The 15,321-nt window shown below is 74.2% G+C and carries 14 protein-coding genes; 6 read left to right on the forward strand and 8 right to left on the reverse strand.

What is annotated here, in order from left to right; genetic code table 11:
* Positions 1 to 63 precede the first annotated feature (63 nt).
* From ACZ60J_RS01155 to ACZ60J_RS01165, 3 genes are all read left to right on the forward strand, one after another.
* Positions 64 to 267: a hypothetical protein gene (locus ACZ60J_RS01155; protein WP_469677857.1), complete on the forward strand. Its 204-nt coding sequence runs from the start codon at positions 64 to 66 to the stop codon at positions 265 to 267.
* Positions 268 to 406: 139 nt separating this feature from the next.
* Complete coding sequence (locus ACZ60J_RS01160; protein WP_469677859.1) at positions 407 to 1,417, forward strand: zinc-binding dehydrogenase; 1,011 nt, start codon at positions 407 to 409, stop codon at positions 1,415 to 1,417.
* Positions 1,418 to 1,574: 157 nt separating this feature from the next.
* Entirely contained in the window at positions 1,575 to 1,739 is a 165-nt protein-coding gene (locus ACZ60J_RS01165) for a hypothetical protein (protein ID WP_469677861.1), read from the forward strand.
* Between the two features lie 74 nt (positions 1,740 to 1,813).
* Here ACZ60J_RS01165 and ACZ60J_RS01170 read toward each other — a convergent pair whose 3' ends face one another.
* A complete protein-coding gene (locus ACZ60J_RS01170) occupies positions 1,814 to 3,355 on the reverse strand; it encodes a multicopper oxidase family protein (RefSeq protein ID WP_469677863.1) in 1,542 nt (513 codons plus the stop codon).
* 207 nt (positions 3,356 to 3,562) lie between these two features.
* Positions 3,563 to 3,934 carry a hypothetical protein gene (locus ACZ60J_RS01175; RefSeq protein WP_469677865.1) on the reverse strand — a complete coding sequence of 124 codons (372 nt, stop codon included), beginning with the start codon at positions 3,932 to 3,934 and terminating at the stop codon, positions 3,563 to 3,565.
* A gap of 419 nt (positions 3,935 to 4,353) precedes the next feature.
* Here ACZ60J_RS01175 and ACZ60J_RS01180 point away from each other — a divergent pair, with 419 nt between their 5' ends.
* Positions 4,354 to 5,121 carry an NPP1 family protein gene (locus ACZ60J_RS01180; RefSeq protein ID WP_469677866.1) on the forward strand — a complete coding sequence of 256 codons (768 nt, stop codon included), beginning with the start codon at positions 4,354 to 4,356 and terminating at the stop codon, positions 5,119 to 5,121.
* Positions 5,122 to 5,143: 22 nt separating this feature from the next.
* On the opposite strand, the gene ACZ60J_RS01185 is transcribed toward ACZ60J_RS01180, so the two are convergent.
* Positions 5,144 to 5,560 carry a nuclear transport factor 2 family protein gene (locus tag ACZ60J_RS01185; protein WP_469677868.1) on the reverse strand — a complete coding sequence of 139 codons (417 nt, stop codon included), beginning with the start codon at positions 5,558 to 5,560 and terminating at the stop codon, positions 5,144 to 5,146.
* A 215-nt stretch (positions 5,561 to 5,775) separates the two neighbouring features.
* Here ACZ60J_RS01185 and ACZ60J_RS01190 point away from each other — a divergent pair, with 215 nt between their 5' ends.
* Positions 5,776 to 6,414, forward strand: a complete 639-nt coding sequence (locus tag ACZ60J_RS01190) for a class I SAM-dependent methyltransferase (RefSeq protein ID WP_469677870.1) — start codon at positions 5,776 to 5,778, stop codon at positions 6,412 to 6,414.
* A 22-nt stretch (positions 6,415 to 6,436) separates the two neighbouring features.
* Here the strand turns inward: ACZ60J_RS01190 and ACZ60J_RS01195 are convergent, their stop codons facing one another.
* The 3 genes from ACZ60J_RS01195 to ACZ60J_RS01205 are packed head-to-tail and all read right to left on the reverse strand — an operon-like array spanning position 6,437 to position 8,605.
* A complete protein-coding gene (locus ACZ60J_RS01195; RefSeq protein ID WP_469677872.1) occupies positions 6,437 to 6,676 on the reverse strand; it encodes a hypothetical protein in 240 nt (79 codons plus the stop codon).
* Positions 6,677 to 6,722: 46 nt separating this feature from the next.
* On the reverse strand, positions 6,723 to 7,442 hold the full coding sequence (locus ACZ60J_RS01200; protein ID WP_469677874.1) for a response regulator: 720 nt from the start codon (positions 7,440 to 7,442) through the stop codon (positions 6,723 to 6,725).
* Entirely contained in the window at positions 7,439 to 8,605 is a 1,167-nt protein-coding gene (locus tag ACZ60J_RS01205; protein WP_469677876.1) for a sensor histidine kinase, read from the reverse strand. Before ACZ60J_RS01205 ends, ACZ60J_RS01200 begins: the two co-directional genes overlap by 4 nt.
* Positions 8,606 to 8,877: 272 nt before the next feature.
* Between ACZ60J_RS01205 and ACZ60J_RS01210 the strand changes: the two genes are divergently transcribed.
* Positions 8,878 to 9,798, forward strand: a complete 921-nt coding sequence (locus tag ACZ60J_RS01210; protein WP_469677878.1) for a hypothetical protein — start codon at positions 8,878 to 8,880, stop codon at positions 9,796 to 9,798.
* Positions 9,799 to 9,822: 24 nt separating this feature from the next.
* Here the strand turns inward: ACZ60J_RS01210 and ACZ60J_RS01215 are convergent, their stop codons facing one another.
* A complete protein-coding gene (locus ACZ60J_RS01215; RefSeq protein WP_469677880.1) occupies positions 9,823 to 11,652 on the reverse strand; it encodes a hypothetical protein in 1,830 nt (609 codons plus the stop codon).
* Entirely contained in the window at positions 11,649 to 15,320 is a 3,672-nt protein-coding gene (locus tag ACZ60J_RS01220) for a vWA domain-containing protein (RefSeq protein ID WP_469677882.1), read from the reverse strand. Before ACZ60J_RS01220 ends, ACZ60J_RS01215 begins: the two co-directional genes overlap by 4 nt.
* Between the last annotated feature and the right edge of the window lies 1 nt (position 15,321).

Here is a 15,321-nt window from a genome sequence, read left to right on the forward strand (position 1 = left end):
GGCGCCGCCCGGTGTCCTGGAAGGCGACCCGTCCCACCCGATTCGACGAGGAAGGACATCCTCATGAACAGCACCTCACCGTCCGAACGGACCGAACCGCGCGTCGGCGCCCCCGGCCCGGCCCTCTCCCTCACGCCGCTGGCCGATGTCGTGGCCACCCGCCGGTCGGGGCCGGGGGACTTCAACTGCATGTGCGTCTTCTGCACCCGGTCGGCCGACCCGTCCAGGACCGGCGCGCCGCGCACCGCGGACCGCCGGTCCCGCTGACCCGCCCGCGCACCCCCGCCCTCGGCCCCCGTCGCCCCGGACACCTCCGGAGCGGCGGGGGCCGAATTGCGCCGGAGCCGTGAAGGGCTTCCCTGGAGGGAGGGGATGCGACGCGTCCGGAACCGGAAGGAGCGGAGCCATGGAGACGATGCTGGCCGCACGGCTGTCCGTCGAGGGTGGCGGCCTGGCCGTCGAGGAGGTGCCCGTGCCCGCCCCCGGTCCGGGGCAGGTGCTGGTGGAGGTGCGGGCGGCCGGCGTGTGCCTGTCGGACGTCCACCTCATCCAGGGCATGCTCAAGGCCCGGCCCCTCGTGGGCGACAAGGTGACGCTGGGGCACGAGACCGCGGGGGTGGTCCGCGCCCTCGGCGAGGCCGTGACCGGGCTCGGGGTCGGCGACCACGTCGTCCTCCAGGCCGGCGAGCTGCGCGACGGGGTCCGCTGCACCCGCGGGGTGAACTGCGACGGGGGCTGGGCCCAGTACGCCCTCGCCGCCGCGGACGCGGTCGTGCCCCTCCCGCCGGAGATCCCCTTCGAGCAGGCCTGCGTCATCCCCGACGCGGTCTCCACCCCATGGGCGGCGATCACCGCTCGGGCCGCCGTACGGGCCGCGGAGGCGGTGGGCGTATGGGGCGTCGGGGGCCTCGGGGCCCATGCGGTCCAACTGCTGCGGCTGGTCGGGGCCTGTCCGATCATCGCGGTGGACCCGCTCGCCGAGGCACGTGACCGCGCCCTGCGACTCGGAGCGGACGCCGCGCTCGACCCGACCGACCCGGAGTTCGGCGCCGCCCTGCGGGCCGTCACCGGCCCGCAGGGCATCACCGCGGCCTTCGACTTCGCAGGCGTCCCGGCGGCCCGGGACCAGGCCCTGGGCAGTCTCGCGGACCAGGGAAGGCTCGTGCTGGTGGGGCTCACCGACCAGCCGCTCACGGTCAACGACAGCACCTGGTTCTGCCGCTTCGGACAGCAGGTGATCGGCCACTACGGGTCACGGCCCGAGGACCTCTCCGAACTCGTCGGCCTCGTGAGCAGGGGGCGCCTGGATCTCTCCGCCTCGGTCAGCGGCGTCTTCCCCCTGGCCGAGGCGGCGCGGGCCGTCGAGGCGCTGGTGAGCAAGGAGGGGAGCCCGATCCGGCTGGTCCTCAAGCCCTGACCGGCGGGGCGTTCACCCCGGGTGTCGACCGATGGGACGACCTGCGGACGGCGGGCCCGTCCCTAGCGTGGTGGCAACGGCGCACGGCTCCACCGGAACCCGGAGCCGTGCCCCGTGGCCCGTATCCCCGCATCCCCGTCAACCGGAATGAGGAGTCATGACCCGGAACACGCGAACCACCGACCTCTCCGACCTCGCCTTCCGCCCCGTCCCCGTGGCCGCCACGCAGCGGCCCGCGCTGCTGTGCCAACCCTGTTCGCGGGTCTCCTCCGTCCGCCGGGCCCCCGGCACGACGGAGGCGAAGGCGAGCGGCCGGTCCTGACCGCGCCCGGCTCGGCGCGCGGCGCCTTGCGACGTGATGGGTGGGGCGGCCGGCCGGCCGCCCCACCCATCAGGTCACTTGGCGTGGCCGGAATGGCCGCCGTGGCCCCTCTGGCCGGAGTGACCGCCATGACCGGAGTGGCCGCCGGAACCGAGGGGCAGGCCCGCCGGGACGCCCTTGGGGAGGATGTCCAGTACGGCCATCATCCCCGCGTTCTCGTGGTTCAGGATGTGGCAGTGCAGGACCGTCCGGCCGGTGTAGTCGAGGAACCTGGTGCGGACCACGACCTTGCCCCTGACGGGCACGGTCACCGTGTCGTACCAGCTGTGGGACGGGTCGGCCGGGACGCCGTTGGTGCTCATCAGCTGGAACTGGTTGGTGTGGACGTGGAAGGAGTGCTGCTCGTCGGTGTTGTTCTCCACGGTCCATTCCTCGACCGTGTTCAGGTGCGAGGCGAAGTCGATCCGGTCCGGGTCGTAGGTCTTGCCGTTGATGTAGAAGACGGTGCCGTCCGTGTTCTCGGTGTAGGTGATCGTCTTCCGGTCGGAGAGCTTCGCGCGGGACAGGTCCTCGTACGGTCCGAACGTGGTCGGGATCTCGGCGCGCTCCATGCGCTTGCCCTCGGTCACCACGGTGGCGAGGTCTGCCTGCGGGAACTGGTTGCCGGCCGAGCCGGTGTTGTACGGGAGGGTCTCCAGCTGGGCCGTTCCCGGGCGTCCCGGGGCCTGTACGAGGACGTCGTAGCGGGCGCCGGCGGCCAGGACGAGGCTGTCCGCCGCGTAGACCTTGTGCACGGGGTGGCCGTCCTGGGCGATGACGTGGAACTTGTATCCCGCCAGGTGGAGCTTGTAGTAGATGTTGGCGCCGATGTTGGCCAGGCGCCACAGCTGGGTCTCGCCCGGGCGGATCGCGATCACCGGGTTCTGCTGGCCGTTGACGGTCCGGTTGGTCGGCGCCCCCATGCTCAGCGGCGACGTCTTGATCGCGTCACCGTCGACCTGGTCGTCCTTCAGGGCGATGGTGTGCTCGGTGATGTGCCGCAGGTCCGGGGGCAGGTACTCCTTCAGGCCGTCGACGACGAGGATTCCGGATTCCCCTCCCGCGACCTGCGCGGCCGAGAAGCCGTGGGCGTGGGAGTGGTACCAGTACGTGCCCGGCGCCAGGCTCTTGGGCAGCGCGTACGTGTAGTCGTACGTCTCGCCGTACGCGATGGCGATGAAGATGTCGTCGGCCGGGGGCCTGGGCGACACGTGGATCCCGTGGAGGTGGAGGTTGGTCTCCTGGTCCACCTTGTTCGTCATCTTGAGCTGGACGACGTCACCGGGCCGTACCCGCAGCGTGGGCGGCATGTACCGGCCGTTGTAGGTGAGTGCGTACAGCATCTGATTGCCGACCCTCACCTTCTTCCGCTCGACCGTGATGGACGCGCGGAGCACGCCGTCGCGGCTCACGTACTCGGGAGGATCCTCCAGGCGCGGGCCGAGGGGTGAGGCGGGATTCGAGGCCGCCTGGAATCCGGCGCTGACGAGCGATGCGTCGGCAGGGTGTGCCTGCGTCGCGGCGAAGGCGGCGGCAAGGGCGACCGTCCCCCAGAGCACTTTCAGTCGAGGCCGCATGATGGTGACTCCTCAGCAGGTCGGTTCCATGGTGCAGACCTACCTCTGGTATCACCCCGCAAGGGGACGGCTGCGGGACACGGACCGCGGCTGCCGGCAATTCGCCCGCACAGCCCCCCGACGCGCCGACGGCACACGGCAGTGCACCGGCGCCCCGGAGATCCGGGGCGCCGGTGCGCGGTCGATGCGGGGCTCGCCCCGCCGCCGCTACGGGTGGAAGCGGTCCCGGTCGCTCTGCGCGAAGGCCAGGGACCGTTCCTGGCCGGCCGCTGCGGGCTTCTTCGGCCCGGTCTGAGCGGCCGCCGACCGGATCTCGGGCCCGCCAGGCCCGGCACTGGCCGACCGGATCTCGGGCCCGCCAGGCCCGGCACTGGCCGACCGGATCTCGGGCCCGCCGGACCCGGCACTGGCCGACCGGATCTCGGGCCCGCCGGACCCGGCACTGCTCGGCGACTGGGTGGACGCGGTGGTCACGCCGGAGGGGGTGTGGGGGGCCGCCGAGGCGATCGTGGCGCCGCCGGCGATGCCGAGGGCTGCGAGCGTGAGGCCGGCGGTGGTGAGCGTACGGGTGAGGCGCATGGATCAGGTCCTCCAAGACGAGGGGGTGGGGGGTCTTCGTCCGTGCTGCACTGACACCTCCAGAAGACCCCGGGGCGTGTCCCGACCGCGTCGTCCGATCGGTCCCCCTGCCGGAGGAACACGGCAGGATCCACGCGCGGCACCGGTCGCCCGCGGGGTGGGACGGCGCTCGGCTCGCAGGTGCGTCCGCGCCGACCGACCGGTCTCGGACACCCCCGCCTCCACCTCCACCTCGACGAGGCCGAGGATCAACTTGACTTTCCAGCAAGTGAGTTGGCGACAGGTTCAGTGGGCGAACCGGTCGCTGCAGCCCCCTTGCCGCCCCACCGCGACTCGCCAATGATGCTGCGGGCGCGCACCGGCAGACCCCGTCGGTGCTCGCCTCCCCCGCGCCCCCACGACCCCTCAGGAGCCCTCGTATGCGGACGAGTCATCGCATCCGGCAATCGGCTGCCGTCGTCGCAGCCGCTCTCGCCTTGGTCGTCGCCGTCCCGCAGGCCGCCTTCGCGGCTCCGCCCCCGGGCCTGCCCGGCAACGCCTCCGCCCTGGAATCGACGTTCCAGCCGGCCTACGACTACGACACGGACGGCTGCTACCCGACGCCCGCCATCGGCTCGAGCGGCGAGCTGAACGGCGGACTGAAGCCGACCGGCGCGCTCGACGGGAACTGCCGTGACGCCTCGGACCTGGCCAACACCAACGGCTATTCCCGTGCCAAGTGCAACAACGGCTGGTGCGCGGTCGTGTACGCGCTCTACTTCGAGAAGGACCAGGCCCTCCCGGGCATCAGCCTCGGCGGCCACCGCCACGACTGGGAGCACGTCGTGGTCTGGAGCCAGGGCGGCGAGGCACGGTACGTGTCGACTTCGGCGCACGGCGATTTCGTCGTCCACGCACGTGACCAGATCCGCTGGGACGGCACCCACCCGAAGATCGTCTATCACAAGGACGGCATCGGCACCCACTGCTTCCGGGCGGCGAACACGAACGACGAACCCCCGGAGAACCACCGCCGGGCCTGGCAGTTCCCCACGCTCGTCGGCTGGGACGGCTATCCCGCGGGCCTCCGGGACAAGCTCAGTGGGGCCGACTTCGGCAGCGCGCACTTCGGCCTGCGCGACGACTCCTTCGCTTCCCACCTGGCGGAGGCCAAGCCGGCCGGGATCCCCTTCGACCCGAACGCCTGACGGATTTCCACCCCCGCTTCGGCTACTGCGCCCGCCCTGCTTCGTTGCGCAGGACGGTGTAGGCCACCATGGCCGAGTCCAGGTAGGCCCGCACCTCCACGATGGTGTCGCCGTCGAAGCGGCACACCCAGCAGTAGCGGTTGGCGAACGGGGCGCCCTCGTTCGTGGTCGACGTCGAGTACAGCTCGGCGACCGTGATGTCGCCGTCGACGTGTACGTGCTCGACCGCCAGCTCGGCCCCGCCCTTCAGGACTCCGGCCAGGCGCCGGAACGTCGCGTCGAGGAACTGCTGCTTGCCGCGGTAGCGCCCAGCCAGGGGGTGGGTGCCCTGGACCGTCCAGTCCACGTCGTCGGAGACCCGCTCCCAGAACTTCGGCTGGGTGCCGGAGTCCTGAAGGAAGCCGAAGAGCCGGACTCGGTCGGCGCGTACGTCTGTCATCGGATCTCTCCCTGGGTGACCGGCCTTCGCGGCTTCCGGCGCCACGGAGGCAGGACCGTGGCGGACGGCCCATTCTGCTCCCGCCTCGGGCGATCGGGCGGAGGCCCGCCGGAGAGGTCGCGGTGTGCAGCACCCGACCGATGCAAAGGGAAGGAGCAGGGGGTGCCGGGTCGAGTCCGCCGGTAGCGTGGCGGCAGCCGTGACGAGGAGGAAGCATGACCCGACGCAAGAGTGCGGCCGAGGTGTTCGACGCTCTGGGTGAGCGGTACGAGGACCTGTTCGGTTCCGTGCCCGAGCAGGTGGAGGCCCTGGAGTGGCTCGTGGGTCGGCTGCCCGCCGGAGCCCGGGTACTGGACGTGGGCAGCGGCACCGGCAGGCCCACGGCGGAGGCCCTCGTCCGGGCCGGGCACGCCGTGACCGGGATCGACGTTTCGGCGGCCATGGTCGAGACGGCCCGGTCCCGTGTTCCGGGGGCGCGTTTCGAGCAGGCCGACGTCCGCACGTACGTGCCGTCGACGGCCGGCTTCGACGCCGTGTGCTCCTTCTTTCCGCTCCTGGTCATGGACCAGCCGGACGTCGCGGCGGCCCTCGACAGGATGGCGTCCTGGGTAGCCCCGGGCGGGTACCTCGTGCTGGCCACGGTCCCGGGGGACATCCGGGCGCTGGACATCGAGTGGATGGGCCATCCGGTGACGGTCAGCAGCCTGTCCGCGGACGAGCACCTGCGGCGGTTGACGGCAGCCGGACTGGAGGTGCTCCACCACCACACCTCATCCTTCGTACCCGCGGACTCCCTCGCGGGGCCCGAGGAGCACTTCTTCTGCTACGCGACGCGGCCCGCTCCGGCGACGTGACGACGCCGCGAGGGAACCCCGGTCATTCGGTCCAGGTTTCCCAGCGGCGGTCCGGAGGGTCGCACTGGCCCGCGTCGATGGCCCGCTGATGGGCGCGTTCCGGTGACTCGTCAGGTGGTCCGAAAGCGAAGAACACGCAGTCGGGGTAGACCGGCTGCATCGCGTACCAGCCGGTCGATATCAGCACGGTGAGTGCCAGGGAGGCGAACAGGTGCCTCCGCTTCGGAGGGCCTGAGACGGGGCTGATCACGCCGGAGAACATCCGGCGAGCATAAGGCCGGCCGGGCACGGTGGTGGGGGCCGGGGTCTCACGTCGGCATCAGGCCGGTCTGGTAGGAGATGGCCACCGCTTGTGCCCGGTCACGGGCGTCGAGCTTGGCCAGGATCCGCTTGACGTGGGTCTTGACGGTGGACTCGGCGAGGGAGAGCAGCTCGGCGATCTCCGTGTTGGACAGGCCGTGCGCGACCTGCCGCAGCACCTCGCGCTCCCGGGCGGTGAGTTTCTCCAGGCGGGCGTCGGACGGCGGTTGGGTCCCGGGGGCGGGCTGGGCGGCGAGGCGGGTGAACACGTCGCGGGTGACGGCCGGGTCCAGCACGGCCTGGCCTGCCGCGACGGTCCGTACGGCGTCGATGAGGCGTTCGGGCGAGGCGCGTTTGAGGAGGAAGCCGCTCGCCCCGGCCCGGATCGCGCTCCCCACGTATGCGTCGTGGTGGAACGTGGTCAGGACCAGCACCCGGGTCGGCAGGCCGGCGGCCACGATCCGCCGCGTTGCCTCGACCCCGTCGATGCCGGGCATGCGTACGTCCATCAGGACCACGTCGGGCGCGAGTTCGTGACAGAGGCGGACGGCGTGAAGGCCGTCCGTCGCCTGCCCGACGACCTCCAGGTCGTCGTCGGTCCCGAGGATCAGGGCGAGGCCCGCCTGCAGCAGGGTGTCGTCGTCGGCGATGACGATCGTGATCCGGCGCCGGCGGGAGGCCCGGGCCGGGTCCGGGGATGCCGCCGGTCCGACGGCTGGCCCCGTCATCGGACCGGGAGCCGGACGCGCAGGCGGAACCCGCCGTGCTCGCCCTGCCCGTGTTCGAGCCGGCCGCCGAGGATCGAGACCCGTTCGGCGATGCCGAGCAGCCCGCGTCCGGGCGCATAGCCGTTCCCGGCGCCGTGGCCGTCGTCGCTGACCTCGATGTCGAGGAGGTCGCCGACGCGACGGACCGTCACATCGGCGGACTCGGCGCGGGCGTGCTTGACGGTGTTGGTGAGCGCCTCCTGCACGATCCGGTACGCGGACACGTCGATGCTGCCGGGAAGCTCGGCCACGCCCGGCTCCACCCGCGCCGCCACGGTGATCCCGGCCCGTTCCATGCGTGACGTGAGCCGGCCCAGGTCGTCGAGGCCGGGCTGCACGGACGGGGAGGCGGAGGTGTGGCGCAGCAGGCCGAGGACCCGGTCGAGTTCCTCCAGTGCCTCGCGGCCGGAGTCCTCCAGCTGTGCGAGCACCTCGCGGGCCCGCTCCGGGTCACGGCCGAGCAGCCGCCTGGTGGCACCGGCCTGCACCAGCATCACGTTGACGGTGTGACCGATGAGGTCGTGCAACTCCCGCGCCATGCGCGCACGTTCGCCCGCGATCACCTCCGACCGCAGTCGCAGCTGGGTGGCGTCGCGCTCCTCCAGCCGCCGGGCGGAGCCGAAGCCGATCGCCCACACGAGCAGCCACAGGAAGAGCACCCCGGCAGGCACCGCGGACCACACGTGGCGCTGCTCCTGCCCGGCGAAGTAGGCGATCATGCCCAGGAATGCCGCGAACGGACCGCACCAGGCGCGGTTCCGGCTCGCGTGCAGGCCGAGGGAGTACAGCCCGATCAGGTTCGCGTACGGGGAGACCGCGTTCTCCAGACCCCACAGGGCCTCGGCCGACAGGGCTGCGGTGCCCACCAGGTAGGAGGCCAGCGGAGCCGTCCTGCGGGAGGCCAGCGGTCCGGCGACCGCAGCGCAGATCAGGACCGCCCGCGTGGTCGTCCCGCTGTCCGGACGTCCGTCCGGACCCAGCTGTTCGACGAGCATGACGGCGAAGAAGACCGAGGCGAGGACGGCGTCCGTGACCGCGGCGCGCCTGAACGGGGGCCGGTCCGCCCGCAGCGGCCGGGCGCGGGACGGCCACCAGGTGGCCGGGTGGGGCACGTGTCGGAGCATCGGAGCCGAGGTCCTTCCAGCAGGGGGCGGGCGGGCACGGGACGCCGACGGCCCCGTCGCCGCACGCTAGCCGGGGACCGCGGGGTGCGCATCGTCCCAGTGGGGTACTTCGCCCCGGTCGGGCACCCCTCCGGGGGTCCCGCGGATGCCTCCGGCAGGGGACGCAGCCGAGGTGCCGCCCTTCCTAGCCTGGCGGCCACCAGCCAGCGTCTGCCCTCGGAGGACCTGTGAACCACGCACCGGCACGACCACACACCTGGCATCGCCCACTGATGCTCAACTCCGCCCTGATGTTCGCCCTTGCGCTGGCCGCCGCCGTCGGAGTCCTCGTGGACGACCGCCAACTCATGGGCGAGTCGGTCTGGTTCAAGCCGATGAAGTTCGGATTCGCCTTCTGCGTGTACGGAGTCACGCTGGCCTGGCTGTTGAGCCGACTGACCAAGGGCAGGCGGCTGGGCTGGTGGACCGGCAGCGTCATCGCGGCGGCAGGGGTGATCGACGTCTGCGCGGTCGCCTACGCCGCGGCCCACGGCACGTACAGCCACTTCAACGAGAACACGGACGCCGTGGCCCGCACCGTCTCCACCGCGTTCTCCTTCGGCGTGATGCCGCTCCTCGCGGCCACCCTCGTCATCGCGGCACTGGTCCTGTTCCAGCCGGCCGAGGACCGCGCACTGCGCATCGCCCTCGGCGCGGGACTCGCACTGGCCGCGGCCGGCATGGCCGTGGCGGCCTGGCTCAACACCTTTGCCAGTGAGCCGCGCACGGTTGCGGACGCGGCCGGGAACCCGGTCGTCCTGAGCGGCGGCCACGGCATCGGCGATCCCGACGGGCACGGCATGCCGCTCACCGGCTGGAGCACGACCGGCGGCGACCTCCGCGTACCGCACCTCGTCGGCATGCACGCCATCCACGTCCTGCTGCTGCTCGTCGTCCTGATGCACCTGTCCGGCACCCGCCTCGGCCGACCGGTCGGCCACCGCGTCCGGACGCGGCTCGTCGGCGGCTTCGCCCTCTGGTACACGGGGCTGTTCGCGGTACTCACCTGGCAGGCGCGGCGCGGCCAGTCCGTGGTCCACCCGGACCGGCACACCCTGGCCGCCCTCGCGGCGGTGACCCTGGGCGCCCTTGTCCTCACCTCGCTCGGCCTCGCCGCCGCCCGGCGTCCGAAACGGCCCCGAGCCGCCGGCTGACGGGCTCCCCCGGCGACCCGGCCCTCACCGTTCCCGGTGCCAGGCAGCCTCGCACAGCGAGGTCTCGGCCGCCTCGGTGTACCGGGCCGCGGCCAGCCAGGTGCGGGCGAAATCGGTCGGGTCGGCGGGGAGCAGGCGGCCGAAGGGGTCGCGGGCGCGCCGGGTGGCGGTGCGCTGCAGTTCGGCCAGGAGATCGGCGGCGGTGCGCAGGGCCGAGCGGCGCAGCTCCGCGGCGTCGGCCGGCAGGGTTCCCGGGACGGCCAGGAAGGGGCGTCCGGCGGCAACGGCCTGTTCCAGGCGGCGGCGCAGGAGGTGGAGGGGCGCCTGGTCCGCCTCCCGGTCGGCGGGAACCTGCACGACGGGCGGCTGAGGGGCCGGGGGGAGGTCGGCCCGTTGCAGCCGGTCCAGGCCCAGGTCGACGCGGCGTACGGGATCCGCCGGGTGGGCGGCCGCCAGGAGCTGGACGCTGGGCCGGGAGTCCGGGAGGAGACGGCCGACGACGCGCAGGCGCGTACCGGGCAGGGCTGCGAGCATCCTGAGGTTGTCGCGGTAGGCCAGCGCGGGATGGTCGTGGGCCGCGGTGAGGCGGAGTGCCAGGTCCCCGCACGTGGCGAGGAGGCAGTCCCCGCCGGCCTCGCGGGCGGGGCCCAGGATCGTCACGTCGAGGAAGAGCAGGTCGGCGCCCGGTGCCTGGGAGTGCAGGGCGCGCGCGACCTGTTCGGCGGCGGGCGGTGCCCACAGGGCGGCGAGCGGTTCGTCGGTCCAGGCCGCGCCCGCCGCCTGGACCGCCCTGACCCCGGCGCCCGCGCCGAGGCGGCCGGTGGGCGAGACGGTGGCCCCCGACAGGGCGAGCCCCGCGTGGGACAACTGGCGGTGGGTGAGCGCGGTGTCGCCCAGCCGTACGGTGCGCCCGGCGGCCGCCGTGGCCCGGCCGGGGCCGCCCGGGGCGACGTCCGAGACGGTGTAGAGGCGGCCGTCGGCGGCGGCGGTCCAGGTGATGGCGCCCGCGTAGCCGCCCGCGGTGATCAGGGGCTCGGTGAACAGGCCGTACAGGCGCAGGGATCCGTCCGGTACGTAGGTCTGCCGGGCGGTGCCGCGCAGGGCGGCCAGTTCGGGCCCGTCGGCGTCGGGCAGCCGGTGGGCGGTGCCGAGCAGTTCCAGGACGGCTGCCGTGAGGTCGGCGAGCCGGTAGGCGGGGTCTGCGGACCGGGCGGAGCGCAGTGTGGTGACGACGGAGACGGCGGCCGCGGCCGGGCGGGGCAGGCCGGCGAGCTTGGCGGTGTGGGCCGCCCGCAGCAGTTCGGCCTGCAGGACGGCTCCGGCGCCTTCGATGCCCGTGTCGAGCAGGGCGGCGCCCGCTGTCCACAGGTGGCCGGCCGCGGCCCGCTGCTCGGGGGTGGGCGCGCTCTCTTCGGGCTTCGGTGGCTGAGGGGGGCTGGGGGCGTCGCCGGGGGACGGTTGGGCCGTGTCCGGATCGGACGGGGTGGACGGGTCGGACGGGTCGGACTGGTTCGACGGGCCGGACGTGTCCGATGTGTCCGACGGGTCGGCCAAGGGGTCGGCCACCGGTGCGGCGGACGCGATCGCTGCCCGGTGCAGGCAGCCCGGGGCGAGCAGGCAGCCGCAGCGGATGGCGTCCGCCGTGTTCACCACCCCGGCGGGGGCGTGGAGTTCCAGGGCGGTCTCGTCGTCGACCGTGATCCGCACGGTGTCGCCGTCGCGGACGACGGGCCGGTCGGCGATCTTGGTGATGGCGCCGTCGAGCCGCTTGCGCAGCCTGGGCGAGAGCGCGCCGACGATCTCGGCGGTCACGGCGGGCGCGACAGCGGGCAGGTGCTGGCTGTCCTGGCTCATGCGATCTTCTCCCCTACCCAGCGGGCGAGTTCGAGCGGGCTGAGGGCGGCGACGGGCATCCCGGCGGCGACGGGCATCCCGGCGACGCCGGTCGAGTACCGGGGGCGGCCGGTGTCGTCCAGGCTCGCGCAGCCGAGTACGTGGCAGCCGGCTCCGACGAGGGTGCGTACCTCGGAGAGGAGCCCGCCGACCGGATGGCCTTCCTCGAAGTCGCTGATCACGACGATCAGGGTGCGGGACGGCACGGTCACCAGGGTGCGGGCGTGGCGCAGCCCGGCGGCGATGTGGGTGCCGCCGCCGACCCGTACCTCCAGCAGGAGGGAGAGCGGGTCGTGCACGTGGTCGGTGAGGTCGAGGACCTCGGTGGAGAAGGCGAGGAAGTGCGTGGAGATGGTGGGCACCCCCGCCAGGACGGCTGCGGTGAGGGCCGACCAGATGGTGGAGGCCTCCATGGATCCGGAGACGTCGGTGACCAGGATCAGCCGCCAGTCGGCGGCGCGGCGGGCGCGGGAGCGGAACACCGGATGCTCGGGAACGACCTGGACGCTGCCGTCGGGGGCCCGGCGTGCGGTGGCGAGGTTGGCGTGCAGGGTGCGGGCCAGGTCGAGCCGGCCGCCGGGGCGCCGGCTCGGGCGGGGCAGTGCCAGGCCGGTCAGGGCGGGGCGCAGCCGGGTGGCGAGCTGCCGGGTGAGTTCGTCGACGAGCCGGCGGACCAGGGGGCGGAGTGCGCCGAGCCGGGCCTCGGGGAGGCCGCCCGCGTGCTGGAGGACCGTACGCAGCAGGTCGACGGAGGGGCGGACGCTGTCGGGGTCGAGTTCGCCCAGGACGTCGCGGCGGCCGGACGCGGCGGCCGCCGCGAGGACCTCCTCGCGGATGCCCGGGCCGAACAGGGCGGACAGTTGCTCGGACCATTCGCGGACGCCGGGGTAGGGCGCCTCGCGGCCGCCGCGGTTGCCCGCGCCGAGATCGCCGCGGGAGCCCTCGCCGCGGCCGGTGCCGTACAGCTCGTCCAGCGCGGTGGCCAGCGGCGCTGCCGAGGGGGGCAGTTGGTCGGTGCGGCGTCCGAGGACCAGCCGCCAGCGGTCCGCCGGGGCCAGGACCCGGTCCGGCACGGGCGCGGCCTCCCCGGCCGCTCCCCCGGATGCGGCGGGCGCTGGCGATTTCCCGGTGCGGTCATCGGGGTCATCGCGGTCGTCCGGGGACGCGGCGGGCGGCAGGTGGGGGTCGGGAGTCGTCTGGGGGGCGGGGGGCAGCAGGCCCAGTCGGGCCAGGGTCGCGCGGGCGGCGAGGTCGGCGCGGGTCCACCTGGCCAGCGCGGACGGGTCGATGCCGTCCGTGTCGCCGACCCGGCCCGCGGCGTCGCCGAGCCGGTCCTCCACCGCCGTGAGCAGACGGTCGCGGGAGGCGGGGCTGAGGGTGTCGAAGCCTCCGCGCAGTGCGGGCAGGCGGTCCAGGAAGGCGGCGTCGCCGAGGTCGGTGACGCGCTCCAGTACCGGGTCGAGGACGGGCGCCATGGTTTCCAGGAGTGGGCCGGCCGCGGTGAGCAGGCCGGTGAGGCGGGCGGTCAGCGCGGTCCGGGTGGCGGTGTCCGTCGCCGCGTCCACCCAGGACGCGGTGCGGGTCCCGAAGGCGTGGGCGTCCTCGTGGCCGAGCAGGACGCGGACGGCTCCGGCCGCGGCGGACATCAGCGGCGAGCCGTCGGCGGCCAGTCGGGTGAGGGCGTCGGTGAGCCGGATTCCGCCGAAGACGTCCGCGCGGTGGGCGAGTTCGACCAGTGCTCGGGCGTCGTCGGGGTCGTCGGAGCCGGTGAGGCCGTCGACCTGGCGGACGGCGGTCGAGGTGAGCAGTTCACCGACGGCCGCCGATCGCGCGGCACGGTCCGGGTCCGGGCCGAGTCCGGCGATGTGGCCACCCCGGATGCGGTCCAGCAGGGCGAGGGCGGAGAGGAGTTGGGGCAGCGTGCCGGTGGCCGGGACGGTGTCGCCCAGTTCCGCGAGGCGTTCGTCGGCCAGGGCGGGCAGTCCGCAGGCGGCGGCCTGGGCGAGGCCGTCGATGCTCTGGGCGGCGGTGGGACCGCCGTCGTCCTGTTCGGCGCGGCGCCGTTCGCGCAGCAGGCCCTCGGCGGCCTGGGCCGGGGTGACGCCGCGTACTCCAGCGGCGGTGAGCACGGCGGCGGTGGCCGGTGTCCACCGCACTTCCCACCGGGTGGTCACGGCCTCGCCGGCGCCCGCACCCGTCACGGGTGTCGACGTGGCATAGGGGACGCCGCAGACCGTCAGGCGGCGCAGCAGGAGTTCGCGGCGGCGGTCGAGGTCCGAGCGCAGGGGGTCGAGCCGCAGGTCGCGGGCGGCGGGGCCGGTGTCGGTGGGGCCGGGCAGGCCGAGGGACGCGACCTCCTCCTCCACGGCCGGTGCCAGCCCGCTGCGCGGCGCGGCGGGTGCGGGCCGGCCGGACCGGGTGCCGACCAGGACCCGTTCCAGCGAGCGGGCGACGGCGCGCCCGCGGCCGAGCGGTTCGCCCTGGGCCAGTACGGTCTGGACGGCCTCGATCAGTTCGCCGCGGCCGGGCGCGGGCAGGCTGCGCAGCCGGGCGAGGTCGCCCGCCAGCCGGACGATCTCTCGGGCGTCGGCGGGACCGGAGGGGTGGTCCTGCGCGCGCAGTTCGCCACAGATCCGCACGGCCGTGGTGAGCAGTGCCTCGTTGATGGCGGCCGGACGGCCGGCCGCTTCCAGGATCAGGTGCTGCCATTCGGGGTCGCGGATACCGGCCGGGTAGCCGGACCGCTCGTCCAGCAGCGGATAGGTGTACGGGATGAGGGAAACGGTCCAGGCAGGCCCGCCGGGGAGCGGGTCCGCGGGCGGCACCGGGGCGGTCCCGGGGCCCAGCAGCGCCGGGGTGTGGAACGCGCCCACCACCACGGCCGCCCGGCGCCCGGCGGCCGTGGCCTCGTGGATCCGGGCGCGCATCCAGCGCTCGCGGGCCAGGTCCGACGAGGCCACCGCCCCGGCCCGTTCGGCGTCGTGCCGCAGCGCCCAGCCCGTGAGCAGGGCGGCGCGGCGCAGCGCCTCGGGCGGGGAGCCGGGGGCGGCGGTCTCCACGAGGCGGTCCCACAGGTCCTCGCCGGGACGGCCGGTGAGTCGGGCGGTGAGCGCCTCGCGCAGTCCCGGGCCGTCGTGGCCCGCCGCGGCCGGGTGCCGGGGTTCGTGCGGATGCGCGTCCCGGGGCTCGAGCCGGGCCTGGTCGGACAGCGGCAGGTCGCAGGCGATCACGGGGATGCCGTGGCGGGCGGCCCAGCGCAGGGCGACGAGTTCGGGGGAGAAATCGGCGAACGGGTAGAAGGCCGGCCCGCGCCCGTCCCCGCCGGCGCCGGCGGGGACGGCGGCCAGGGCGACGGGGGCCCGGGTGTCGGCGTGGGCGAGCCAGGGCAGCCACTCCTGCAGATCCGCGGGCAGCTCCACGAGCAGCACCTCCGGCTCGGCCGCCTCCAGGAGTTCGGGCATGACGGCGGCGAGCGACGGCGCGTGGTGGCGGACGCCGATGAGGTACGGGGCGGTGGGGTCGGTCAGGGCCTCCACCGCCTCGTCCGGGGTCATGGCCGGGGTGGTGGACTCGGGCGGGACGGTGGAGGGTTCCGCCGTGGTGGCGGGGGCCGGAGGTGCAGCGGTCATG

Source organism: Streptomyces sp. NPDC104226 (assembly GCF_055584085.1).